The organism is Pseudomonas sp. MAG733B, assembly GCF_036884845.1.
Lineage (GTDB): Bacteria > Pseudomonadota > Gammaproteobacteria > Pseudomonadales > Pseudomonadaceae > Aquipseudomonas.
On record NZ_CP145732.1, the window covers coordinates 6163076 to 6184693 of the forward strand.

Consider the following 21618-nt stretch of genomic DNA (forward strand, 5'->3'; position numbering starts at 1 on the left):
AACGGGATATATGACGCGCATTTCAGACAAAGCTCTCTTCGCCGTAGGAAAAAATTCACAAACCCGCGCAAGCCACAGCGGCCAACCCGTCGGCAATGATTCATTTGCGACATCGAGCTCTCCAAAACAGTCATTTCACCCACACCCGCTCATGCCCCTTCAACCCCCTGCCGATACACCTCCGCAGACGACCTTTTGCGTGCGGAGCACCCATGAAATTCAAATCGATCCAGTTTTCCGTGGCGGCCCTGGCCGGCGCCATCGTTCTAAGTGTCGTGGCGGCCCTGGTCGTGTACGCGCTGTTTTCCGGTGCCCGGACGCAAGACATGGTTCAGGAGCGGACCCAGGCGCAGTTCGAGCAAGTCATCGAACAGCGCCTGACCTCGCTGGCGCAAACCCAGGTCAGCCAGATCCAGCGTGAACTCGAAGCGCCGCTGCTGATTGCCGGCGGTCTGGTGCGGGTCAACGCGCTGATCGGCACACCGGGCGCTGATGGCAAAGCTGCGCTGAGCCTCAGCCGTGAGCAATTGATCGGGTTGATCAAGGAAAACGTGGCCAAGAACCCGAAGATCCTCGGCACCTACATCGGTTGGGAAAAAGACGCACTGGATCACAACGATGCGGCCTACATCGGCACACAGGTCGTGGGCATCGATGCCAGCAACGGTCGCTTCCTGCCGTGGTGGTTCCGCAATGAAGACGGCAGCCTGGGCCTGGACAAACTGGTGGACGTCGACGACCAGAAAACCCTGTCCACCGGCGTGCGCGCCAGCGAGTACTACCTGTGCTCGAAAGAAACCAAAAAATCCTGCGTGATCGATCCTGCGCCCTACAAGGTCGGCGACAAAATCGTCATGCTCGCCTCCTTTATTGAACCGATCATGCTCAACGGCGCCTTCCAGGGCATCGTCGGCGCCGACCTGTCGGTGAACTTCATCCAGGAAATGCTCCTGGGCGCCAACCAGAAACTCTACAGCGGCGCCGGGGAAATGGCCCTGATCAGTGGCAATGGCCGGATCGTTGCCTACACCAAGGACCCGAGCAAATTCGGCGAGAAGGTGAGCGACATCCTCGACAGCAAACAGATCGCCAACATGGCCAATCTCAAGCGCGGCGAAGTCACTTACACCGTCGACAAGGCCCAAGGCCGGATCGAGTTGTATCTGCCGTTCGGCATCGGCCAGACCGATGCGCGCTGGACCCTCATGCTGCAACTGCCGCTGAACGCGGTGATGGCCGACCTGCAAACACTTCAGGCTGACCTGAACGCACAGCGCAAATCCGACACCTTCGGCATGGCGATGGTCGGTCTGGTGATTGCCGGTATCGGTTTGCTGGTGATCTGGCTGGTAGGCCACGGCATTGCCCGTCCGCTGAAACAGATGGTTGCCATGCTCGATGACATTGCACAGGGCGAAGGCGACCTGACCCGTCGTCTGACCAGTGACCGCGCCGACGAACTCGGTTCAATCGCCAAGGGCTTCAACACGTTCCTCGCCAAGTTGCAGGTGATGATCACCCAAGTGGTGACCTCGGTGCAGAGCGTCAGCGATTCCTCGGAACACACCGCCGACATCGCCATCCGCACCAACACCGGCGTGCACAAGCAAATGGCCGAGATCGATCAAGTGGCCACCGCCGTGCAGGAAATGACCGCCACCGCTCAGGACGTGGCGCGCAACGCCACCCAGGCCGCGCAAGCCGCCAGCCATGCCGACCAGGCTGCCAGCCAGGGCATGGCGATCGTGCGCGACACGTCCAACTCCATCGGTGCTCTCGCGGTAGAAATCGGCCGGGCGGTCGGCGTGGTGCAAACCCTGGCCAAGGACAGCGAAAACATCAACGCGATTCTCACCGCCATTCGCGGGATCGCCGAACAGACCAACCTGCTGGCCCTGAACGCGGCCATCGAAGCGGCCCGTGCCGGTGAACAGGGTCGCGGCTTTGCCGTGGTGGCCGACGAGGTGCGCAATCTGGCGCAGAAAACCCAGAAAGCCACCGAAGAAATCCAGACCATGATTCAGCAGCTGCAACAAGGCACGCGGGATGTGGTGCGGGTGATGGAAGACAGTCAGAACCGCACGGACGAAAGCGTGCAGCACGCGGCCAAAGCGGCCGAAGCGCTGGAAACCATCACGCAAGCGGTGTCGGTGATCAACGACATGAACACCCAGATCGCCAGCGCTGCCGAGGAACAAAGTGCCGTGGCGGACGACATCAATCGCAACGTGATCAATATCGGGCAAGTGGCCAATGAAGTGGCGGGTGGCGCGGATGAATCGAGCGCGGCCAGTGCGGACTTGACCAAACTGGCGGAGCAGCAGCGGCGGTTGATCAATCAGTTCAAGGTTTAACCTTCAGGCCTCTTCGCGAGCAAGCCCGCTCCCACATAGGAATGCATTTCAAAATGTGGGAGCGGGCTTGCTCGCGAAGGCGTCAGGACTGACAACACATCAACCCGGCGTAAGACACTCCGGCCCATTGAGCTTCGGATCATTGACCATATTGGCCAGCACCCGCTCGCGCAACGCGGCAGGCTCACTGGCCAGCAACCCCTGCAAGACATGCAACGGCGTCTCGGGATCGAGCCACGCCGCCTGCCCTGCCTCATCCAGAATCAACGGCCTGCGCTGACTCGCCGCTGGCTGAGTGATCACCGCCGTACTCAACCACACCTGCTCCTGCACCGGATACGCTTCCCAGATCGCCGCAAAAAACAGTGACGAACCCTCTCCCGGCGTCAGCCAGAATGGCCGCTTGCGTGTGGTGCCGCGCCATTCATAGAAACCATTGGCCGGCAACAGGCAGCGACGCTCGCGCAAGGCTTGGCGAAACATCGGTTGCTCGGCCACGGTTTCGGCGCGGGCATGGGCCGGCGTACGGGACAGATCGGTCAGCCATGGCGGCGTCAGGCCCCAGCGGGCACGGGCAAGCTCACGCTGGCCGTCCGGGCCGGCACGTAGCATCAACACCGAATCATTGGGGGAAATGTTCCACTGCGCCTGCTGATCGGCAGGAAAACCGGGCAGGGTCGCGAAGTCGCGGTTCCAGCGAAACAGGGCATAACGTCCACACATGGGGCAGCACAACTCTTGATCAAACGAACGCCAGCCTAACAGACCAGCGTGCCGGGAAAACTCTCCGGTTCATCGCCGGACAGCGGCAGCGCGGCATTGTACGCACTGATCAGCTCACGGGCGTATTCAGCCTTGTCGTTATCCACTGCCAGGCCCAGCAGACCGAAGATCGGCAATTCACCGGCAGCCCCGACCAGATCGCGCCCCACCAGATGCGCCTCGATGCCCTCGCTGGCGAGCATGCCTTGCAGCAACTCGCCCTCCATCAGGTTTTCCGGTTCATAGATGCGCTGCATATGCGCCCCTCATTCGTTTTCACTGAACACTTCGAGGTGCCATTCGTCTTCGTGAACCTGCAACACAAACGTTATCGGCCTGCAGCACACCTGACAGTCCTCGATATAGGTCTGATCCCCACCGGACAGATCCAGCGTGGTCTCGACTTCCTCACCACAATACGGACATTCATACTGCGCAGTTTCCAGCATCGCGGTCTCCCAGGTGACTTGTGCGTATAATCGCCGGTCTATTTGCAGGGCTATTTTTGTCTGACTACTTTTCAGACCGTACCCCGCCGGTTTTCGATCAGAACCTTTACTTACCCTAGCCGTTTCTAACAAGAGAGCATGATGGGCGAATTCGATGCCATCCGACCTTACGACGACAGCGAAGTCCCAGCGGTGCTGGCCCGGCTGCTCGGCGACAAGGCGTTTCTAGATATCCTCACCCACTTCCGCTTCCCGCGTTTTGCCGGCGCTTTAGGCTGGGCGCTCAAACCCCTTATAGCTCATCGGCTGCGCCGTGAGTTCGCCGGCATCACGTCGGTGGCCACTTTGCAGGACAAGGTCGAGCATTACGTCGACCACACCATCGAACGCGCCACGGACGGTGTCACTTACACCGGCGTGGAACAGTTCAAGTCCGGCAGCGCCTATCTGTTCATCGCCAACCACCGCGACATCGTGATGGACCCGGCCTTCGTCAACTATGCCGTGTACCACGCCGGCCTGCCGACCCCGCGCATCGCCATCGGTGACAACCTGCTGCAAAAGCCTTTCGTCAGCGACCTGATGCGCCTGAACAAGAGCTTCATCGTGCACCGTTCGATCACCGGACGTCGCGAGAAAATGGCGGCCTATCAACTGCTGTCGGCGTACATCAACCATTCGATCCGCAACGATTGCGCCTCGATCTGGATCGCCCAGGCCGAAGGCCGCGCCAAGGACGGTGACGACCGTACCGAATCGGCGATCCTCAAGATGTTCCACATGAGCCGCAAGGACGAGCCGTTCGGCGAGGTCATCCGTTCGCTGAACCTCACGCCTGTGTCGATCAGCTACGAATACGATCCGTGCGACCAGGCCAAGGCCCGCGAACTCTACATCCGCGCCACCACCGGCAGCTACACCAAGGTGCCGGGGGAAGATGACGTGAGCATTGCCAAAGGCATTACCGGCTATAAAGGCCGGGTGCATGTGAACTTTGCCGCGCCAATCACCGAGCTGTTCGAAGACACCAAGCAATTGGCGGTCGAGATGGACAAACAGATTCTGGGCGGTTATCGCTTGTTCCCGGTGCATTACCTGGCTTATGCGCAGTGGAAAGATGCCGATCCACAGTTGGCAGTGCCAAAAGCTACAGAGATGTTCCCGGCTGATGAACTGGCCAAGGCCCAGGAACAATGGCAGCAACGCCTGGACGCCTGCCCCGAGGAACATCGCCCGTTCCTGGTGCTGCAATACGCGACGCCGGTGCGTAATCAGTATCGGGTGAAGGCTGGGTTGCCGCTTTAAAACAAGATCAAAAGATCGCAGCCTTCGGCAGCTCCTACACAGGATTGATGTTCACCTGTAGGAGCTGCCGAAGGCTGCGATCTTTTGTTTTGAAAGGGTTCAGATCTGCGTGCTGATCCACGACACCAGCAACGCCAGCCCCATGCAGGCAAAGCCGAAGCTATAGAAAAACCGGTTCATGCGCAGCGTCGCCCAGTCGAGCGTGGGTTCTTCGCTGGGACGACTTTGGCGCTGAGCCTGGAGGCTGGCCATCGCGCGCTGCTCACGCCGACGGGTCGCGTGCAGCAGCCAGCCGCCCGGGAAGGCGAAGAGCAAGGCCAGCAGGTTGATCAATTTGGCGGGATGGGCGGTAAACAGCGTCATCAAATGCAGCGACATCACGAACCTCAAACAAAACCGGTGTGGCAGGCGCCAGACCGACGACCGCGGCGCGGATTCTACCGAAAGCCTCTGTGCCTGCACTCCCCTTTGCGACAAATTACCCGGCAAATGACAAATGGCTGTCCCGCGTCACGGCTTCGTCATCTGCATCGGCGACCATGCGCGCCTCGAAACCGACACGGACTGCGTCATGCTCCACGCCGAAAACCAGGATCGCCTTTACCTCATCGCTCACAACGACGAACAACAAACCCTCGTCGGCAGCCTCGCCTTCAATGTTCAGGACCGCCACTGGCTGGTGTATTGCGCCCTCGGCGGCCATCAACACGCGGATTTGCCGGAGGCGGATTTGCTGACGGGCGTGAGCGTGCTGGATTTTTACTCGCAAGCTGCGTGATACCACCATCCTCCTGTGGGAGCGGGCTTGCTCGCGAAAGCGGTGTGTCATTCAATATCAATGCTGCCTGACACTACCCCTTCGCGAGCAAGCCCGCTCCCACAATGGGTCGGTGTGCATTCGTTAAAATTCAGCAGGCATGAAAAAGCCCGGGGCCATTGCTGGCACCGGGCTTTTTTACATCTTGCGAACGCTTATTCGCCCAGCACCTGACCTACAGTCGGGTCCTTGAACAGGCGAGTCAGCGCATCACTCAACACATCGCTGACCAGCTTGGTGTTGGTTTCCTGGTTCGGCGCCATGCCGAAACGCTGGTCCAGGGACGCACCGTAACGGCCGCTGTAACGGCGGTTGGCGTTCTGCACATCGGAGCGGAAGGTCGCGCCGATGGTTGCCTCGGTCACGTACATGCCCTCTTTAGGCGACTGATACTTCAGCTCGGCCAGGGTCACGGTGATTTGCGGTGCGTTTGCCGCATTGGTGGTCGGAGTGAAACCCAGCAGGCGCACAGCGGCTTCGGCCTGAGCCTGCAACTTCGGCAGGATCTGCGCGCCTTGCACGGTAATCGCGCTGGTTTCCGGGTACAAACCGCCACGGGTGCCCAGGGTTGGCGACGGACGTCCGTCCACCACACGCACCACTACAGGCTGTCCGTGACCAACCGGGGCCAGTTGCGCCGTCAGCTTGGGTTCCGGGTTCAGTTGTTGCGGGCTGTGGGCGCAGCCAACCAGCGTCAAGCTGGTCACAGTGATCAAACCGAACAACAGGCGTTGCAACATGCTCTTCTCTCCAGAATCAGGCACAAACAGGCCGGCAGTATAGCGGTGCGCCACTGCGGCTAACTAGGGTCATGCAACGATTACTGAAATCTCTGACAAACCCTCGGGAAAGCGGTTCCTGTCACACATTTTTCACTTGGCATTCACTTGCACGTCACGAGTTGCTGCGAACGTTGTCGGCAATCACCCAAAAGGTATCTCGCCATGCGTTTTCTCGTTTCGTTGTTCGAAGCACGCCCGCAGCACCGCTGCTTCGCCCTGCTCGACCGCAACGGCCATTGCCAGGCATTCAAGCAGTGCAACCTGCAGCCCATGGGCGATGGCTGGGTCGAAATCGAAGAAATTCGTCTCAACTGGCTGCACAAGCCGCTGCCCGCCAGCGCCCGCGTCATTGCGCGCCAGCGACGCTCCCGGATGCAGCAACTGCTGACCACCTGACCGAACGCCTAACAAAAGTCATAAAACACGACCAATTCCCTGCGTTTCTTAGATACAATCTCCCCCCGATTATAAGGACGTCTCCTGATCGGGCCTCGCAGCACCGTCAATGCCCTGGTATTGACACCCCGCACCGCCCACAGAGAGCCGCCCACACAGATCGAGTGAAGCTGGCGCGCTTGCTGTTCCTCAAGCAAAACCTCCACTTTTCGCGAATCTGCAGAGCTGTCATTACGCTCGGTCACTGAGCTGTTTGCCCGTTTTGCCTGCCATGAATTCCCTGGCGGCAAAGCATTCGGGCACGGTGCCAGGCAGAGGCAGCCCTTTTTTGAGGTTCACGTCTTCAAAAGAGCGTGAAAAAAACGGGTTTTCACAACTTCACAAGAGTGTGGCGAGCAAATGAATAGTTTTGCGTCTGAACATGCACCATTAGCGTCTAGAACAGCCCAACGACACAGGACCGGGTACGCCTCGAATACCGGAGCCTGAAGCCTGTCCGCTACGGATTTGGTTGCACAAACGGATGTATCGACCATAAGTCGAATTGCCAGTCGCATGTCGAAATGAGTTCATAGACCTCATTAGCCCGGCCGGTAGCGTCCGTCGAAGTTGCAAAAAATTGCGAAGATTCGGACATGGCGATCCTGCCATGGGGACCAGGGGCATCACTGACACGCCCCGGAACGCCTGGCAGCCATGCCGTCAATTTGGTGCTGCAGATTTTGGAGACGCGTTAAATGGCGCATAACGAAGCAGTCGACGTAGTACTGGTTGGGGCCGGCATCATGAGCGCCACCCTTGCAGTGCTGCTCAAAGAGCTCGACCCCGCGATCAAGCTGGAAGTCGTCGAGCTGATGGATTCCGGTGCCGCGGAGAGTTCCAACCCGTGGAACAACGCCGGTACCGGTCACGCCGGCCTGTGCGAGCTGAACTACACGCCGCAGGCTGCCGATGGCACCGTCGACATCAAGAAAGCCGTGCACATCAACACCCAGTTCGAGGTGTCGAAGCAGTTCTGGTCGTACCTGACCAAGAAAGGCACGTTCGGCTCGTGCAAATCGTTCATCAGCCCGGTGCCACACCTGAGCTTCGTGCAGAACGACAGCGGCGTGTCCTTCCTCAAGGAACGCTTCAAGGTGTTGAGCAAGCACCACGCCTTCTCGGACATGGAATACACCGAAGACAAGGCCACCATGGCCGAGTGGATGCCGCTGATGATGCCGGGCCGTCCGGCCGACGAAGTTGTCGCCGCCACCCGTGTGATCAATGGCACCGACGTCAACTTCGGCGCCCTGACCAATCAACTGCTCAAGCATCTGACCAGCGCACCCGATGCCCAGGTCAAGTACTGCAAGCGCGTGACCGGCCTGAAGCGCAACAACGGCGGCTGGACCGTCAGCATCAAGGACGTCAACAGCGGTAGCACCCGTGAAGTCGACGCCAAGTTCGTCTTCCTCGGCGCTGGCGGCGCGGCATTGCCGCTGTTGCAGGCCTCGGGCATCGAGGAAAGCAAAGGCTTCGGCGGTTTCCCGATCAGCGGCCAGTGGCTGCGTTGCGACAACCCGGAAGTGGTCAAGCATCACCAGGCCAAGGTGTACAGCCAGGCTGCCGTGGGTTCGCCACCGATGTCCGTGCCGCACCTGGACACCCGTGTCGTCGAGGGCAAGAAATCCCTGCTGTTCGGGCCATACGCCGGTTTCACCACCAAGTTCCTCAAGCACGGTTCCTTCATGGACCTGCCGCTGTCGGTTCGCGCCAGCAACATCGGCCCGATGCTGTCAGTGGCGAAAAACAACATGGACCTGACCAAGTATCTGGTCAGCGAAGTGATGCAATCGATGGAGCAGCGCCTGGAATCCCTGCGCCGCTTCTACCCGGAAGCGAAAGCCGAAGACTGGCGCCTGGAAGTGGCCGGCCAACGGGTGCAGATCATCAAGAAAGACCCGAAAAAAGGCGGCATCCTGCAGTTCGGTACCGAACTGGTCGCAGCCAAGGACGGCTCCCTTGCCGCCCTGCTCGGCGCTTCGCCAGGCGCATCGGTGACCGTTTCGATCATGCTGGAACTGATCGAAAAATGTTTCCCGAACCAGGCCAAGGGCGAGTGGGCTGCCAAACTGGCAGAAATCTTCCCGGCTCGCGAGAAAGTCCTGGAAACCGACGCTGCGCTGTATCGCAAGATCAACACGCAGAACAACGTTGCCCTGGAACTGGTTGAAGCCAGCAGCGAGACCGAAAGCTACGCTTGATTCGGCCCCATGAAAAACGCCCCGTCCTCATTGAGGGCGGGGCGTTTTTTTATGACCGGGCAAACATGATTTGTGGCGAGGGAGCTTGCTCCCGCTGGGCTGCGTAGCGGCCCAAAAATCTTGTGAGTGCTGCGCACTCAAGCGGGAGCAAGCTCCCTCGCCACAAAGAGCGGGTTAGCCGCGAGCCTTTTCGATCAGCCCGATGTATTCCGGCGCATTGCGCTGATCCTGGATCAGGGCAACGAAGTCATTGCCGTGCTCATCCTTGCCGTTGACGTCAAAACCGGCCTCGACGAAGAACGTCAGGAAACGCTCGAAATCGTCGATGCGCAGACCACGATAGGCCTTGATCAGTTTGTGCAGGGACGGAGAAGTCGCGTCGACCGGCTCGAAATCGAGGAACAACTTGATCTGCTCATCGCCGATCTCGTCACCAATCACTTGTTTCTTATCTTTACGCATTGCCGACTCCAGCTCGCAGACATTTCACGGGCGGGCAGTTTACCCCTGCGCGGGCGCCGGGCTCAACGCGGACGAACAGCGCCGGTGTGCAAGTCGGCCCAAATGTGGCCGTTGGCGTAGCTGAGAAACTGGCAATACACCTTGTCATTGCGCAACAAGTCGATCACCACCCGGTATTGCGCCAGCGGGTAATAGAGCGTGAGGGTTTTGGATTTTTCGTCGTAGACCGGTTTTTTCAGGCTTTTGCTTTCGCCATCGAAATTGACCAGCACCTGACTGATCGTCGCGCCCTTGTTCAAGGACTTACCCTTGAGGCGGACCAGCAGCGGCGAAGTGACCGGAATTGGCTGCTGGTTGGACTGGCGCTGACTGCCGACTACCACCGAATACTCGGTGACTTGCAACAGTTGTTGCAGCTCAGGTTCAGCGTCACGCAGGGTCAGGTCATCCGGCGGCAGGAACTGCCCGTGCATCGGCGCCGGGTCGGCAGCCAGGGGCAGGCTGAGGGTCAGCAACAAGGCGGCACAGCTGCGGATCAAAAGACTCATGACAGGCTCCGGAATCGGGGCCGAGCACTCTAGCATGGGTTTAAAAGCAAAAGATCTCAGCCTTCGGCAGCTCCTACATGGGATTGTCGTACACCCTGTAGGAGCTGCCGAAGGCTGCGACCTTTTGACCTTGCGGGGACTTACATGCCTTTAACGGCAAAAATCCCGTTGGCGTTGCGCCAGTAGCCCTTGTAGTCCATGCCGTAACCGAAGATGTAACGGTCGATGCATGGCAGACCAACGAAATCGGCCTTCAGGTCCGGACGGGCCTTGCGGTCGTGGTCCTTGTCGATCAGCACGGCGGTGTGCACTTTGCGGGCACCGGCGTGTTTGCAGAAGTCGATGATCGCGCCCAGGGTGTGACCTTCGTCGAGGATGTCGTCGATGATCAGCACGTCACGGTCGATGAACGACACTTCCGGCTTGGCTTTCCAGAACAGCTCGCCGCCGCTGGTTTCGCTGCGATAACGGGTGGCGTGCAGGTAGGACGCTTCCAGCGGGAACTGCAAATGGGTGAGCAGTTTGCCGGCGAAAATCAGCCCGCCGTTCATCACGCAGAACACCACCGGGTTGCTGTCCGCCAGTTCATCGTTGATGTGTGCACCGACGCGGGCGATGGCCGCCTCGACTTCAGCTTCGGTGTACAGGCAGTCAGCCTCTCGCATGATTTGACGGATATGCTCGAGATCAGCGGACATGGCGCTCTCCAAGGGGGGGACGGATTCGGAAAAGCGGGCAAAGGTACGCATCCCGAACGGCCAGATCAAGCCTTTGTGGACTAACGTACTCTAATGTCTATAGGACAACACCCTCGGATAGATTAATCTAGGCCGGTTTTTTTGCCCGCCGCCGGAGCCTTTCCCATGCCCATCCTCGAGATCCGCCACCCGCTGATCCGTCATAAACTTGGCCTGATGCGCCGCGCAGACATCAGCACCAAGAATTTCCGTGAGCTCGCTCAGGAAGTCGGTGCCCTGCTGACCTATGAAGCCACCAAAGACCTGCCGCTGGAATCCTACGATATCGAAGGCTGGTGCGGCACTGTGTCGGTCGAGAAAATCGCCGGCAAGAAGATTACCGTGGTACCAATCCTGCGTGCAGGTATCGGCATGCTTGAGGGCGTGCTCAGCCTGATCCCGGGCGCCAAGGTCAGCGCCGTGGGCGTTGCCCGCAACGAAGAAACCCTTCAGGCCCACACGTACCTGGAAAAACTGGTCCCGGAAATCAACGAACGCCTGGCGATGATCATCGACCCGATGCTCGCCACCGGCAGTTCCATGGTTGCCACCATCGACCTGCTGAAAAAAGCCGGCTGCCGCGACATCCGCGCCATGGTGCTGGTCGCCGCCCCCGAAGGCATCGCCGCTGTCGAGAAAACGCACCCGGACGTGACCATCTACACCGCTTCCATCGATCAAAAACTCAACGAACACGGTTACATCATCCCGGGCCTGGGCGATGCTGGCGACAAGATCTTCGGCACCAAGCAGAAGGACGCGTGAGCATGCAGCAAGAGTTCAACGATCCGCTCTGGCGCACGGTGCTGTCCGGCGCCCAGATGCTGTTCGTGGCCTTCGGCGCCCTGGTGTTGATGCCGCTGATTACCGGCCTCGACCCGAACGTGGCGCTGTTTACCGCAGGTCTGGGGACGATTCTGTTCCAGATCGTCACCGGGCGTCAGGTGCCGGTGTTCCTGGCATCGAGTTTTGCCTTCATCACGCCGATCATTCTCGCCAAGGGCCAGTTCGGCCTCGCCGCGACCATGGGCGGGGTGATGGCGGCCGGTTTCGTCTATACCTTCCTCGGCCTGGCCGTGAAGATTAAAGGCACCGGCTTCATCGATCGCCTGCTGCCTCCGGTAGTGATCGGCCCGGTGATCATCTCCATCGGTCTGGCCATGGCGCCGATTGCCGCCAATATGGCGATGGGCAAGGCGGGTGACGGTAGCGAGCTGATTCATTATCAGACCGCGATGCTGATCTCGATGCCCGCGCTGCTGACGACCCTGATCGTCGCGGTGTTCGGCAAAGGCATTTTCCGCCTGGTGCCGATCATCTCCGGCGTGCTTGTGGGTTTTGGCATGGCGTTCTATTTCGGCGTGGTCGACACGGCGAAGATTGCTGCGGCGCCGTGGTTCGCCATCCCGCACTTCACCGCGCCGGAATTCAACTGGCAGGCGATCCTGTTCATCGTTCCGGTAGCCCTGGCCCCGGCCATTGAGCACATCGGCGGCGTGATCGCCGTGGGTAGCGTGACCGGCCGCGATTACCTGAAGAAGCCCGGCCTGCACCGCACCCTGCTCGGTGACGGCATTGCCACCACCGCAGCCGGTCTGTTCGGCGGTCCGCCCAACACCACCTACGCCGAAGTGACTGGCGCAGTGATGCTGACCAAGAACTACAACCCGAAAATCATGACCTGGGCGGCGATCTTCGCCATCAGCCTGGCGTTCGTCGGCAAGTTCGGCGCGCTGCTGCAAAGCATTCCAGTGCCGGTGATGGGCGGGATTCTGTGCCTGTTGTTCGGTTCGATTGCAGCGGTCGGCATGAATACGCTGATCCGCCACAAGATCGATCTGGGCGAAGCGCGCAATCTGGTGATTGTCTCGGTGACTCTGGTGTTCGGGATTGGCGGTGTGCTGGTCGGCACCGGCACTGGCCCGGACGACTTCGGCCTCAAAGGCATTGCGCTGTGCGCGGTGGTGGCGATTGCACTGAACCTGATCCTGCCGGGCAATGACAGCTGGAAGCACAAGAAGGCGGATGAGCCGCTGATCTAAGCACGCGATACACCTGTGGCGAGGGAGCTTGCTCCCGCTGGGTTGCGAAGCGACCCCATTTTTTGCATTCACATACAAATTTTGTGAGTGCTACGCACTCAAGCGGGAGCAAGCTCCCTCGCCACAGTCCGCGTTCCTACAGCGCCAACGGCGCCCTTTCACACAACACACTCAACGCCTGTGCCCAACGCGGATCATCGTTGAGGCACGGCACCAGCACCAACTCCTCGCCCCCCGCTTCGCGGAACTGTTCCAGCCCGCGATCACCAATCTCCTCCAGCGTCTCGATGCAATCGGCGACGAACGCCGGGCACATCACCAAGACCTTCTTCACGCCGTTTTTGGCCAGCTCATCGAGGCGTGCCTCGGTGTAGGGTTCAATCCATTTGGCGCGCCCCAGACGCGACTGGAATGACACCGACCATTTGCCATCCGGCAGGCCCATGCGCTTGGCAAATTCCTTCGCAGTGCGCAGGCACTGTCCGCGATAACAGGTCGCGACCACCTCCGGCGGCGCACCGGCGCAGCAATCGCCACCGCCCTCGAAGCTGTGACCCGGGTTGAGTTTGGTCAGGTGCCGCTCTGGCAACCCATGGAAACTCAGCAACAGATGATCGTAATCCTGTTGCAGATACGGTTTGGCCGTGGCCACCAAGGCGTCGAGGTATTCCGGCTGATCGTAGAACGGCTGGAGTACCGACAATTGCACATCGAGTTTTTTCTCGCGCACGACGCGCCTGGCTTCTTCGATCACCGTCGTGGTGGTGCTGTCGGCAAACTGCGGATAAAGCGGCGCCAGCGTGATGCGTTTGTTACCCGCCGCCACCAGACACAGCAGCGACGACTCAATGGACGGCTCGCCGTAACGCATCGCCAGCTCTACAGGCCCGTGCTTCCATTGTGAGGTCATGGCCTGTTGCAGGCGGCGACTCAGCACCACCAGCGGCGAGCCCTCCTCCCACCAGATCGAGGCATAGGCATGGGCCGACTGCTTGGGACGGTTGACCAGGATCAACGACACCAGCAGACGCCGCACCGGCCATGGCAGGTCGATCACGTACGGGTCCATCAGAAACTGATTGAGGTAGCTGCGCACATCCGCCACCGAGGTGGAGGCAGGAGAGCCCAGGTTGACCAGAAGCAACGCGTGATCGGTCATGCAACGTCCTATTTCAAAGGCGGCTGGACAGGTCGTCCAGGGCCGCGCGCAAATCAGTGAACTGGAAAGTGAATCCTGCCTGGAGCAAGCGCGCCGGCATGGCCCGTTGGCCACCCAGCAGCAACAACGACAACTCGCCCAGACCGACCTTCAACGCAAAGGCCGGCATCGGCATGAACGCCGGGCGGTGCAAAACGCTGCCCAGGGTTTTGGCAAACTCGCGGTTGCGCACCGGCTTCGGTGCGCAGGCATTATATGGACCGACGGCTTCATTGCGATGCAGAAGAAAATCAATCAGGGCGATTTGATCGTTGATATGGATCCACGGCATCCACTGCCGACCATTGCCAATCGGCCCGCCCAGCCCCAGTTTGAACGGCAGCAGCAGGCGCGACAAAAAGCCGCCCTCGGCCGACAACACCAACCCGGTGCGGATGAGGATCACGCGAATGCCCAAAGCTTCGGCACGCTGTGCAGTCTCTTCCCAGGCGATGCACAACTGGCTGGCGAAATCGTCGATCACCGGGGGCGAATCCTCGGTCAGCTCACGTTCACCACCATCGCCGTACCAACCGACCGCCGACCCGGAAATCAGAATCTGCGGTTTTTGCTCACGGCTTTCGAGCCAGGCGAGCAAAGTTTCGGTCAGGGTGATGCGGCTGCTCCACAACAAGGCTTTGCGCTTGTGCGTCCACAGTCGGTCGGCAATAGGCGCGCCAGCCAGGTTGATAATGGCATCGACCGGCTCCTGTCCGATGTCCTCTAGCCGGGCAATGCCTCGCACCTGAGCGCCGCAGACTTTGGTGACTTTTGCCGGCGTGCGACTCCAGACTGTGAGGCGATGGGCCTGACTCAACCAGTGTCGGCAGAGCTGACGTCCTATCAAACCAGTACCGCCGGTCAGCAATATGTGCATGACTTCTTCCTCGCGTGGCGTTTTACCCTGATGACTAGTCTATTTTTATAAGCAAGGGATCTTTGATATCGGGCAGGCTCTGTGTTTAACAATAGGCCAAGCTGTCGGAACGAGAACGCTAAAAGTTATACCAAAAAACAATATTGTACAGGTTTCAACCCCGGCGTAGTCTGTACAGAAAGGTAAACGAGGCCCTTATGACTGTACCTATCGCAATCATCGGCACCGGCATCGCCGGACTCTCAGCCGCACAAGCCCTGACTGAGCTGGGGCATGTCGTGCAACTTTTTGACAAAAGCCGCGGCAGTGGCGGACGCATGTCGAGCAAGCGCAGCGATGCGGGAGCGCTGGACATGGGCGCGCAATATTTCACCGCCCGCGACCGCCGCTTCGTCACCGAAGTCCAGCGCTGGCAAGCCAACGGCTGGGTGGCCGAATGGACGCCGCAGCTGTACACCTTCCATGGTGGCCAACTCAGCCTGTCGCCGGACGAACAGACCCGTTGGGTCGGTACGCCGCGCATGAGTGCGATCACCCGCGCCCTGCTTGGCGATCTCGAAGTGCATTTCGCCTGTCGGATCACCGAGGTCTATCGCGGTGAAGAACACTGGCATCTGCAGGATGCCGAAGGCTTCACCCATGGGCCGTTCAGTCACGTCGTGATCGCCACGCCGGCTCCGCAAGCCACCGCCCTGCTGGCCTCCGCGCCGAAGCTCGCCGGGGCCGCCGCCGGGGTGAAAATGGACCCCACCTGGGCCGTGGCGCTGGCGTTCGAAACCCCACTGGATACACCCATGGAAGGTTGCTTCGTGCAAGACAGCCCGCTGGACTGGCTGGCGCGCAACCGCAGCAAACCCGGCCGCGACAACACCCTCGACACCTGGGTGCTGCACGCCACCAGCGCCTGGAGCCGCCAGCACATCGACCTGCCAAAAGAAGCGGTGATCGAACAGTTGCACGGTGCGTTCGCCGAAATGCTGCACGACTCCATGCCCGCACCGACTTTCAGTCTCGCCCATCGCTGGCTCTATGCCCGCCCTGCCAGCAGCCATGAATGGGGCACGCTGGCCGATGCCGATCTGGGCCTGTATGCGTGTGGCGACTGGTGCCTGTCGGGACGTGTCGAAGGGGCCTGGCTCAGCGGCCAGGAAGCCGCCCGCCGCCTGCATGAGCACTTGCAGTGACCGGCATCAGGTCTAGAGAATTGCTGCTGTCGAACTAGACAGCAGCCCGGCAAAAAAACTTATACATAAAATTTGACTTGTATAGCTTCGAATCTAAGATCAAGTTATGTTGTACAGCGCTGATGCTCTGTACAGATTTTTTTGATTCGAGGTGCCTTCCATGCCGCTGCTTACCGCCAAACCGAAAATCGCCATCAGCGCCTGCCTGATGGGGGCCGAGGTGCGCTACAACGGCGGGCACAAGACCTCGCAACTGTGCAGCCGCATCCTTACTGATTACTTCGATTTCGTGCCGGTCTGCCCGGAAGTCGCCATCGGCCTGGGCATTCCGCGCCAGCCGATACGGCTGGTGGGTGATCCGGATCAGCCCGACGCCGTCGGCACAGTAGATCACCAGCTCAACGTCAACCGGCCACTGGCCGCCTACGGTCGACAAATGGCGGCGGAACTGGACGATATCTGCGGCTACATCTTCATGCAGAAATCCCCGTCCTGTGGCCTGGAGCGAGTCAAGGTCTACCATGCCAACGGTGCACCGCTCGATGGCGGTGGCCAGGGCATCTATGCCCGTGCCTTCTGCGACTTGCATCCTGATTTGCCGGTGGAAGAAGACGGCCGGCTCAACGACCCGGTGCTGCGGGAAAACTTCCTCACCCGCGTTTTCGCCTATGGCGCCTGGCAGCAATTGCTGCAACAAGGCTTGAGTCGTCGCGGCCTCACGGATTTCCATTCGCGCTACAAATACCTGTTGATGGCCCACAATCCGGTGCAATACAAAACCCTGGGAGCACTGCTGGGCAATATGGGCGACACCGATCCGCAGGAACTTGGCCCGCGCTATTTCAGCGAGCTGATGGCCGCCCTGAAAAAGTGCGCCACACGGCGCACCCACACTAATGTCCTGCAACACATCAGCGGTTATCTCAAACGAGCGATCAGCGCTGAAGACAAGCAGGAAGTGCAGCGCGTCATCGGCCAGTACCGTCACGGCATCGTGCCGCTGGTGGTGCCACTGACCCTGCTCAAGCACCACTTTCGCCAACATCCGGATCCGTACATTGCGCAGCAGGTCTACCTGCAACCGCACCCGGAGAATCTCAGCCTGCGAAACGCAATCTGATGAAAGCCGCACTCGATAGCAGCGCCAGTGAAGACCTGGGCAGTGACTTCAAGAAAGCGCTCGATGAAGGCTGGCTGCCGATTCGCGAAGTGGCCCGCCAGACCGGCGTGAACGCCATCACCTTGCGCGCCTGGGAACGGCGTTATGGCCTGATCGTGCCGCAGCGCACACCCAAGGGCCATCGACTGTTCTCGGCCGAGCATGTGCAACGCATCCTGACGATCCTCACCTGGCTCAACCGCGGCGTCGCCGTCAGCCAGGTCAAGCAACTGCTCGACACCCCGCAAGCCTTTGGCGAACAGGTCGAAAATGACTGGCACCCGCAGCGCCAGGCGTTGCTCCAGGCGGTCATGCAATTGAACGAGCGAACGCTGGACGATAGCGTCAACCAGGTCATGGCGCTGTACCCGCCGCGAACCTTGTGTGAACAACTTCTGCTGCCACTCCTGGCCGAACTGGAACAACGCTGGCAGGGCCAATTCGGCGCACAGCTGGAGCGTGTGTTTTTTTACTCCTGGCTACGCAGCAAATTCGGTGCACGTATCTACCATAACAATCGTCAGCTACACACCGCGCCACTGCTGTTGATCAACCACTCGGACCTTCCACTGGAACCTCACCTGTGGCTTACCGCATGGCTGATCAGCAGCGCCGATTGCCCGGTGGAAGTATTCGACTGGCCACTGCCTGTCGGCGAACTGGCGCTGGCGGTCGATCACCTGCAACCCCGTGGCGTACTGCTGTATTCCAGCAAAGCCATAAACCTTTCGCAGCTGGCGAAACTTTTCAACGGCGTCAGTTGCCCAAAAATGATCGTCGGACCAACGGTGCGCATTCACCACATCGAGTTGTCCGTCAAAACTTCAGAAATTGCTGATCTGTTCCTGGCCGAAGACCCATTGTCGGCTCAGCAGATCCTGGTTCAGTGCGGGCTTGTTTAATGTGGGCATCAACATGCAATTGATCTGGCTGCGCAGTGATCTGCGCGTACACGACAACACCGCCCTCTCGGCCGCCGCCGCGGTTGGCCCGTGTGTGGCGGTGTATCTGTTGAGTCCGCAACAATGGCTGGAACACGACGACGCCCCGTGCAAAGTCGACTTCTGGCTGCGCAACCTCCACGAACTGAAGCACGCGTTGGGCGAGCTGAACATTCCCCTGTTGATCCGCGAGGCACCGCACTGGGATGAAGCACCGAAAGTGCTGTTGGATCTTTGTCACGCGCTGAACATCGAGGCCGTGCACTTCAATGAGGAATACGGCATCCACGAAAGCCGCAGGGATGCAGCGGTGGCCGAAACACTGAATGCTCAGGACATCGGCGTTCATAGCTATCTCGATCAGTTGCTGTTCAAGCCGGGCAGCGTGCTGACCAGAACCGGCACGTACTTTCAGGTCTTCAGTCAGTTCCGCAAGGTCTGTTACGAACGCTTGCACCGGTCACTGCCACGTCTTGTCAGCGCTCCGATGAAGCAAGCGCCGCTGAGCATCGCCAGTGATGAAGTCCCGACCCGGATCAAAGGTTTCGCCCCACCTACCGACAGCCTTCGCGCACTCTGGCCGGCCGGGGAAGCCGAAGCCCGGCGTCGCCTCGACACCTTCGTCGACGCCCAGATCGACTACTACCAAAGCGAGCGGGACTTCCCGGCGAAACCCGGCACCAGCCAACTCTCGGCCTACCTCGCCGCCGGGGTGATTTCCCCGCGCCAGTGCTTGCACGCCGCGCTGCAAAGCAATCAGGGCGAATTCGAGAGCGGCAAGGTCGGCGCCGTGACCTGGATCAATGAACTGCTGTGGCGCGAGTTCTATAAACACATTCTGGTGGGCTACCCAAAGGTGTCCCGGCACCGTGCTTTTCGCCCGGAAACCGAGGCCCTGGCTTGGCGCGACGCACCCGAGGAACTCGCTGCCTGGCAGCAGGCCCGTACCGGTTTGCCGATTATCGACGCGGCCATGCGCCAACTGCTCGAAACCGGCTGGATGCACAATCGCTTGCGCATGGTGGTGGCGATGTTCCTGACCAAAAACCTGCTGATCGACTGGCGTGAGGGCGAACGCTTCTTCATGCGTCACCTGATCGATGGCGACCTCGCGGCAAACAACGGCGGCTGGCAATGGAGTTCGTCCACCGGTACCGACTCGGCGCCCTACTTCCGGATCTTCAATCCCTTGAGTCAGTCGGAAAAGTTCGATGCCGAAGGCGTGTTCATCAAACATTGGTTGCCGGAACTGGCCGGGCTGAACAAAAAACAAGTGCACAACCCGGCGCATCTCGGCGACTTGTTCAGCGCACCGGACTATCCGCCACCTATCGTTGACCTGAACACCTCACGCGCCAGAGCCCTTGCAGCGTTCAAGGACCTGCCGTCACGACAGAGAGCCGGAGGCGACCATGAGTAGTTTCCTTTACCTGGCGCGCTCCGATTACCACCCGTTTTTTATTACCGCAGAAATGCTCTATGAACTTCTACATTTATGGGGCCAGACAATTGTCGGGCTGAAAAGGAGAACGGGATGAGTCTTACGCCTCCACGAAGGTACTGGCTGACCGGAGCGAGCAACGGCATTGGCGCCGCACTGGCAGAAGAAATACTGAAAACCGGCGCGCACCTGGCCGTCAGTTCACGTTCAGCGGCACCACTGAAAGCCTTGTCCCAACGTTATCCCGGGCAAGTGCTGGTGCTGGCGGGCGACCTGACCAACAGCCAGACCGTACGTGAAATTGGCGAACAGATCGCCGAGGACTGGGGCTCACTGGACACGGTGATTCTCAATGCCGGCACTTGTGAATACGTGGATGCCAAACAGATCGATGCCTCGATCGTCGAGCACGTGGTGCGCACCAATCTGCTTGCCAGCAGCTATTGCGTCGAAGCCGCGCTGCCGTTGCTGCGAGCCGGTATCGCACCGCATCTGGTCGGCATGGCGAGCTCGGTGACTTATCTGCCATTGCCCCGCGCAGAGGCCAATGGCCGTTCGCGAGCCGGCCTGCGCTACCTGTTCGAGTCCATGCGCATCGATGTGGCTTCGGAAGGCATCGAGGTCACCGTGGTCAGTCCCGGCGCTGTCGACACTCCACTGCCGGCAAAAGATGAAATGTCGATGCCTATGAACTGGCCGGCGGATAAAGCGGCGCGGCATATCTTCGCGAAACTGGGAAGCCGTCCGCTGGAGATCACGTTTGCTGGAATGTTCGTGACGGCCCTGTGGCCGATGTCGGATTTTCCTGATCGGGTGGAACCGACGCTCGGTTCACGCAGCAGCCCGCCGATAGAGGACTAACCGCCGGGCATTGAGCGTCCGTCAGTGCTTTCACACAGCACTGGCCGACTGCCTTACACTGCGCGCCATGAAAACCATTCCCCACACACAAATCGCTGAGCCGGCAGTCACCTGCTCGACTTGCGCAGCCTGTTGCTGCCAACTCGAAGTCATGCTGATCACCGACACGGGCGTGCCCGAGCGGTACATCGATACCGACGATTGGGGCGGGGAAGTCATGCTGCGCCTGGATGACGGTTGGTGCGCCGCGCTGGATCGCGACACGATGATGTGCACCATCTACGAAAAACGCCCGCTGATTTGCCGGGAGTTCGAGATGGGCGCACCTGAATGCATAGATGAGCGCCAAGGGATTTCGACGGCGTATCGCTGAAGTTGAAGTGACACTGAATACCAAATGTGGGAGCGGGCTTGCTCGCGAAAGCGAATCAACATTCAACATCCAAGTTGACTGGTACTCCGCTTTCGCGAGCAAGCCCGCTCCCACATTGGTTTTGCTGTGTACTTACAACGGCATCGTGTAATGCAACGCGTAACTTTCTATCCCATTGTTTGGGCTGCTGATCCCGGCATTGGAATAGTGAGTCGCACGAATCCCGACTTCATGTCCGCCCGCAAAGCGCAGGCCAACACCAAAACGGTCTTCGAACTGAAACGAACTTCCGAGATCGTTGTTTTCGATTTCGGTGTCGGAAAACAAAGCCACGCCAACCCCAAGCTCTACATAAGGTTTTACGTTCTGGCCGGCAAACTCGTAAACCAGCACGGGTGAGAACGACAGGCTGTTGTTGCCGGAGGTCTTGTCACCCTCCCAATAGGTGTAAGCACCGCTCCAATAACCGGTCAATCGACCGACGTCGGTCTGCCACCAACTTTGATCCCAATCGAATTGCAAGCCCAGGCGATAAGTCATGGTCGACTCGCCGGTCTGACCGACCGCGAATTCCACGCCTGCCGCCTGTGCAGTGAAACTGTGCCCCATCAACGCAGCCGCAATCGCGGCCAAACAGAATAGTCGCTTCATTAGAAACTTCCTTTTCCGAACGATTTCGTTTGG

Annotated in this window: 24 protein-coding genes; 13 read left to right on the forward strand and 11 right to left on the reverse strand. The window is 59.5% G+C overall.

All coding sequences use genetic code 11. The features are described from left to right. Positions 1–212: 212 nt before the first annotated feature. Positions 213–2354, forward strand: a complete 2142-nt coding sequence (locus tag V6Z53_RS28210) for a methyl-accepting chemotaxis protein (protein ID WP_338582976.1) — start codon at positions 213–215, stop codon at positions 2352–2354. Positions 2355–2453: 99 nt separating this feature from the next. On the opposite strand, the gene V6Z53_RS28215 is transcribed toward V6Z53_RS28210, so the two are convergent. Genes V6Z53_RS28215 through V6Z53_RS28225 form a run of 3 tightly spaced genes read right to left on the reverse strand, consistent with a single transcriptional unit; the run spans position 2454 to position 3565 of the window. Further along, entirely contained in the window at positions 2454–3077 is a 624-nt protein-coding gene (locus tag V6Z53_RS28215) for an SOS response-associated peptidase (RefSeq protein ID WP_338582978.1), read from the reverse strand. A 35-nt stretch (positions 3078–3112) separates the two neighbouring features. Beyond that, the gene (locus V6Z53_RS28220) at positions 3113–3373 is read right to left on the reverse strand and encodes a DUF2007 domain-containing protein (protein WP_338582980.1); all 261 of its coding nucleotides are present in this window, start codon (positions 3371–3373) and stop codon (positions 3113–3115) included. 9 nt (positions 3374–3382) lie between these two features. Further along, positions 3383–3565: a CPXCG motif-containing cysteine-rich protein gene (locus V6Z53_RS28225; RefSeq protein ID WP_007979317.1), complete on the reverse strand. Its 183-nt coding sequence runs from the start codon at positions 3563–3565 to the stop codon at positions 3383–3385. 138 nt (positions 3566–3703) lie between these two features. Here V6Z53_RS28225 and V6Z53_RS28230 point away from each other — a divergent pair, with 138 nt between their 5' ends. Next, complete coding sequence (locus tag V6Z53_RS28230) at positions 3704–4870, forward strand: 1-acyl-sn-glycerol-3-phosphate acyltransferase (protein WP_338582982.1); 1167 nt, start codon at positions 3704–3706, stop codon at positions 4868–4870. A gap of 99 nt (positions 4871–4969) precedes the next feature. Here V6Z53_RS28230 and V6Z53_RS28235 read toward each other — a convergent pair whose 3' ends face one another. Next, entirely contained in the window at positions 4970–5248 is a 279-nt protein-coding gene (locus V6Z53_RS28235) for a hypothetical protein (protein ID WP_338582983.1), read from the reverse strand. 193 nt (positions 5249–5441) lie between these two features. On the opposite strand from V6Z53_RS28235, the gene V6Z53_RS28240 reads away from it, so the two are divergent. Beyond that, positions 5442–5648 (forward strand): hypothetical protein, encoded by a 207-nt coding sequence (locus V6Z53_RS28240; protein ID WP_034149566.1) that lies wholly within the window; start codon positions 5442–5444, stop codon positions 5646–5648. Positions 5649–5842: 194 nt separating this feature from the next. On the opposite strand, the gene V6Z53_RS28245 is transcribed toward V6Z53_RS28240, so the two are convergent. Next, a complete protein-coding gene (locus V6Z53_RS28245) occupies positions 5843–6427 on the reverse strand; it encodes a YajG family lipoprotein (RefSeq protein ID WP_095152868.1) in 585 nt (194 codons plus the stop codon). A 204-nt stretch (positions 6428–6631) separates the two neighbouring features. Between V6Z53_RS28245 and V6Z53_RS28250 the strand changes: the two genes are divergently transcribed. Then, positions 6632–6865 (forward strand): hypothetical protein, encoded by a 234-nt coding sequence (locus V6Z53_RS28250; protein ID WP_338582986.1) that lies wholly within the window; start codon positions 6632–6634, stop codon positions 6863–6865. 737 nt (positions 6866–7602) lie between these two features. Further along, entirely contained in the window at positions 7603–9111 is a 1509-nt protein-coding gene (mqo, locus tag V6Z53_RS28255; protein ID WP_338582987.1) for a malate dehydrogenase (quinone), read from the forward strand. A 174-nt stretch (positions 9112–9285) separates the two neighbouring features. Here mqo and V6Z53_RS28260 read toward each other — a convergent pair whose 3' ends face one another. From V6Z53_RS28260 to V6Z53_RS28270, 3 genes are all read right to left on the reverse strand, one after another. After that, positions 9286–9573, reverse strand: a complete 288-nt coding sequence (locus V6Z53_RS28260; protein ID WP_338582988.1) for a PA4642 family protein — start codon at positions 9571–9573, stop codon at positions 9286–9288. Between the two features lie 62 nt (positions 9574–9635). Then, positions 9636–10121: a hypothetical protein gene (locus V6Z53_RS28265; RefSeq protein WP_338582989.1), complete on the reverse strand. Its 486-nt coding sequence runs from the start codon at positions 10119–10121 to the stop codon at positions 9636–9638. Positions 10122–10261: 140 nt separating this feature from the next. Continuing rightward, a complete protein-coding gene (locus tag V6Z53_RS28270) occupies positions 10262–10819 on the reverse strand; it encodes a hypoxanthine-guanine phosphoribosyltransferase (RefSeq protein ID WP_338582991.1) in 558 nt (185 codons plus the stop codon). 165 nt (positions 10820–10984) lie between these two features. Here V6Z53_RS28270 and upp point away from each other — a divergent pair, with 165 nt between their 5' ends. Continuing rightward, the gene (upp, locus tag V6Z53_RS28275; RefSeq protein ID WP_338582993.1) at positions 10985–11623 is read left to right on the forward strand and encodes a uracil phosphoribosyltransferase; all 639 of its coding nucleotides are present in this window, start codon (positions 10985–10987) and stop codon (positions 11621–11623) included. Positions 11624–11625: 2 nt separating this feature from the next. Further along, on the forward strand, positions 11626–12900 hold the full coding sequence (locus tag V6Z53_RS28280; RefSeq protein WP_338582995.1) for a uracil-xanthine permease family protein: 1275 nt from the start codon (positions 11626–11628) through the stop codon (positions 12898–12900). A 136-nt stretch (positions 12901–13036) separates the two neighbouring features. Here the strand turns inward: V6Z53_RS28280 and hemH are convergent, their stop codons facing one another. Together hemH and V6Z53_RS28290 are read right to left on the reverse strand one after the other, a co-directional pair. After that, positions 13037–14059, reverse strand: coding sequence for a ferrochelatase (gene hemH / locus V6Z53_RS28285; protein WP_338582996.1), 1023 nt, complete (start codon positions 14057–14059; stop codon positions 13037–13039). Between the two features lie 13 nt (positions 14060–14072). Beyond that, on the reverse strand, positions 14073–14975 hold the full coding sequence (locus tag V6Z53_RS28290; RefSeq protein ID WP_338582998.1) for a TIGR01777 family oxidoreductase: 903 nt from the start codon (positions 14973–14975) through the stop codon (positions 14073–14075). Between the two features lie 197 nt (positions 14976–15172). Between V6Z53_RS28290 and V6Z53_RS28295 the strand changes: the two genes are divergently transcribed. From V6Z53_RS28295 to V6Z53_RS28320, 6 genes are all read left to right on the forward strand, one after another. Then, positions 15173–16159 (forward strand): NAD(P)/FAD-dependent oxidoreductase, encoded by a 987-nt coding sequence (locus V6Z53_RS28295; protein WP_338583000.1) that lies wholly within the window; start codon positions 15173–15175, stop codon positions 16157–16159. A gap of 160 nt (positions 16160–16319) precedes the next feature. Further along, entirely contained in the window at positions 16320–17279 is a 960-nt protein-coding gene (locus tag V6Z53_RS28300; protein WP_338583002.1) for a DUF523 and DUF1722 domain-containing protein, read from the forward strand. Then, a complete protein-coding gene (locus V6Z53_RS28305) occupies positions 17279–18220 on the forward strand; it encodes a MerR family transcriptional regulator (RefSeq protein WP_338583003.1) in 942 nt (313 codons plus the stop codon). Before V6Z53_RS28300 ends, V6Z53_RS28305 begins: the two co-directional genes overlap by 1 nt. A 13-nt stretch (positions 18221–18233) precedes the next feature. Continuing rightward, positions 18234–19679 carry a deoxyribodipyrimidine photo-lyase gene (phrB, locus tag V6Z53_RS28310; protein ID WP_338583005.1) on the forward strand — a complete coding sequence of 482 codons (1446 nt, stop codon included), beginning with the start codon at positions 18234–18236 and terminating at the stop codon, positions 19677–19679. A 114-nt stretch (positions 19680–19793) separates the two neighbouring features. Continuing rightward, positions 19794–20561: an SDR family oxidoreductase gene (locus V6Z53_RS28315; protein ID WP_338583006.1), complete on the forward strand. Its 768-nt coding sequence runs from the start codon at positions 19794–19796 to the stop codon at positions 20559–20561. A 67-nt stretch (positions 20562–20628) separates the two neighbouring features. Beyond that, entirely contained in the window at positions 20629–20934 is a 306-nt protein-coding gene (locus V6Z53_RS28320) for a YkgJ family cysteine cluster protein (RefSeq protein WP_338583007.1), read from the forward strand. A gap of 132 nt (positions 20935–21066) precedes the next feature. On the opposite strand, the gene V6Z53_RS28325 is transcribed toward V6Z53_RS28320, so the two are convergent. After that, entirely contained in the window at positions 21067–21585 is a 519-nt protein-coding gene (locus V6Z53_RS28325; protein ID WP_338583008.1) for an acyloxyacyl hydrolase, read from the reverse strand. Positions 21586–21618 lie beyond the last annotated feature (33 nt).

Bases quoted from the DNA above. Each gene is read 5' to 3' on its own strand.
- V6Z53_RS28210 (WP_338582976.1), top strand. From the start codon at position 213: ATGAAATTCAAATCGATCCAGTTTTCCGTGGCGGCCCTGGCCGGCGCC.
- V6Z53_RS28215 (WP_338582978.1), bottom strand. From the start codon at position 3,077: ATGTGTGGACGTTATGCCCTGTTTCGCTGGAACCGCGACTTCGCGACC.
- V6Z53_RS28220 (WP_338582980.1), bottom strand. From the start codon at position 3,373: ATGCAGCGCATCTATGAACCGGAAAACCTGATGGAGGGCGAGTTGCTG.
- V6Z53_RS28225 (WP_007979317.1), bottom strand. From the start codon at position 3,565: ATGCTGGAAACTGCGCAGTATGAATGTCCGTATTGTGGTGAGGAAGTC.
- V6Z53_RS28230 (WP_338582982.1), top strand. From the start codon at position 3,704: ATGATGGGCGAATTCGATGCCATCCGACCTTACGACGACAGCGAAGTC.
- V6Z53_RS28235 (WP_338582983.1), bottom strand. From the start codon at position 5,248: ATGTCGCTGCATTTGATGACGCTGTTTACCGCCCATCCCGCCAAATTG.
- V6Z53_RS28240 (WP_034149566.1), top strand. From the start codon at position 5,442: ATGCTCCACGCCGAAAACCAGGATCGCCTTTACCTCATCGCTCACAAC.
- V6Z53_RS28245 (WP_095152868.1), bottom strand. From the start codon at position 6,427: ATGTTGCAACGCCTGTTGTTCGGTTTGATCACTGTGACCAGCTTGACG.
- V6Z53_RS28250 (WP_338582986.1), top strand. From the start codon at position 6,632: ATGCGTTTTCTCGTTTCGTTGTTCGAAGCACGCCCGCAGCACCGCTGC.
- mqo (WP_338582987.1), top strand. From the start codon at position 7,603: ATGGCGCATAACGAAGCAGTCGACGTAGTACTGGTTGGGGCCGGCATC.
- V6Z53_RS28260 (WP_338582988.1), bottom strand. From the start codon at position 9,573: ATGCGTAAAGATAAGAAACAAGTGATTGGTGACGAGATCGGCGATGAG.
- V6Z53_RS28265 (WP_338582989.1), bottom strand. From the start codon at position 10,121: ATGAGTCTTTTGATCCGCAGCTGTGCCGCCTTGTTGCTGACCCTCAGC.
- V6Z53_RS28270 (WP_338582991.1), bottom strand. From the start codon at position 10,819: ATGTCCGCTGATCTCGAGCATATCCGTCAAATCATGCGAGAGGCTGAC.
- upp (WP_338582993.1), top strand. From the start codon at position 10,985: ATGCCCATCCTCGAGATCCGCCACCCGCTGATCCGTCATAAACTTGGC.
- V6Z53_RS28280 (WP_338582995.1), top strand. From the start codon at position 11,626: ATGCAGCAAGAGTTCAACGATCCGCTCTGGCGCACGGTGCTGTCCGGC.
- hemH (WP_338582996.1), bottom strand. From the start codon at position 14,059: ATGACCGATCACGCGTTGCTTCTGGTCAACCTGGGCTCTCCTGCCTCC.
- V6Z53_RS28290 (WP_338582998.1), bottom strand. From the start codon at position 14,975: ATGCACATATTGCTGACCGGCGGTACTGGTTTGATAGGACGTCAGCTC.
- V6Z53_RS28295 (WP_338583000.1), top strand. From the start codon at position 15,173: ATGACTGTACCTATCGCAATCATCGGCACCGGCATCGCCGGACTCTCA.
- V6Z53_RS28300 (WP_338583002.1), top strand. From the start codon at position 16,320: ATGCCGCTGCTTACCGCCAAACCGAAAATCGCCATCAGCGCCTGCCTG.
- V6Z53_RS28305 (WP_338583003.1), top strand. From the start codon at position 17,279: ATGAAAGCCGCACTCGATAGCAGCGCCAGTGAAGACCTGGGCAGTGAC.
- phrB (WP_338583005.1), top strand. From the start codon at position 18,234: ATGCAATTGATCTGGCTGCGCAGTGATCTGCGCGTACACGACAACACC.
- V6Z53_RS28315 (WP_338583006.1), top strand. From the start codon at position 19,794: ATGAGTCTTACGCCTCCACGAAGGTACTGGCTGACCGGAGCGAGCAAC.
- V6Z53_RS28320 (WP_338583007.1), top strand. From the start codon at position 20,629: ATGAAAACCATTCCCCACACACAAATCGCTGAGCCGGCAGTCACCTGC.
- V6Z53_RS28325 (WP_338583008.1), bottom strand. From the start codon at position 21,585: ATGAAGCGACTATTCTGTTTGGCCGCGATTGCGGCTGCGTTGATGGGG.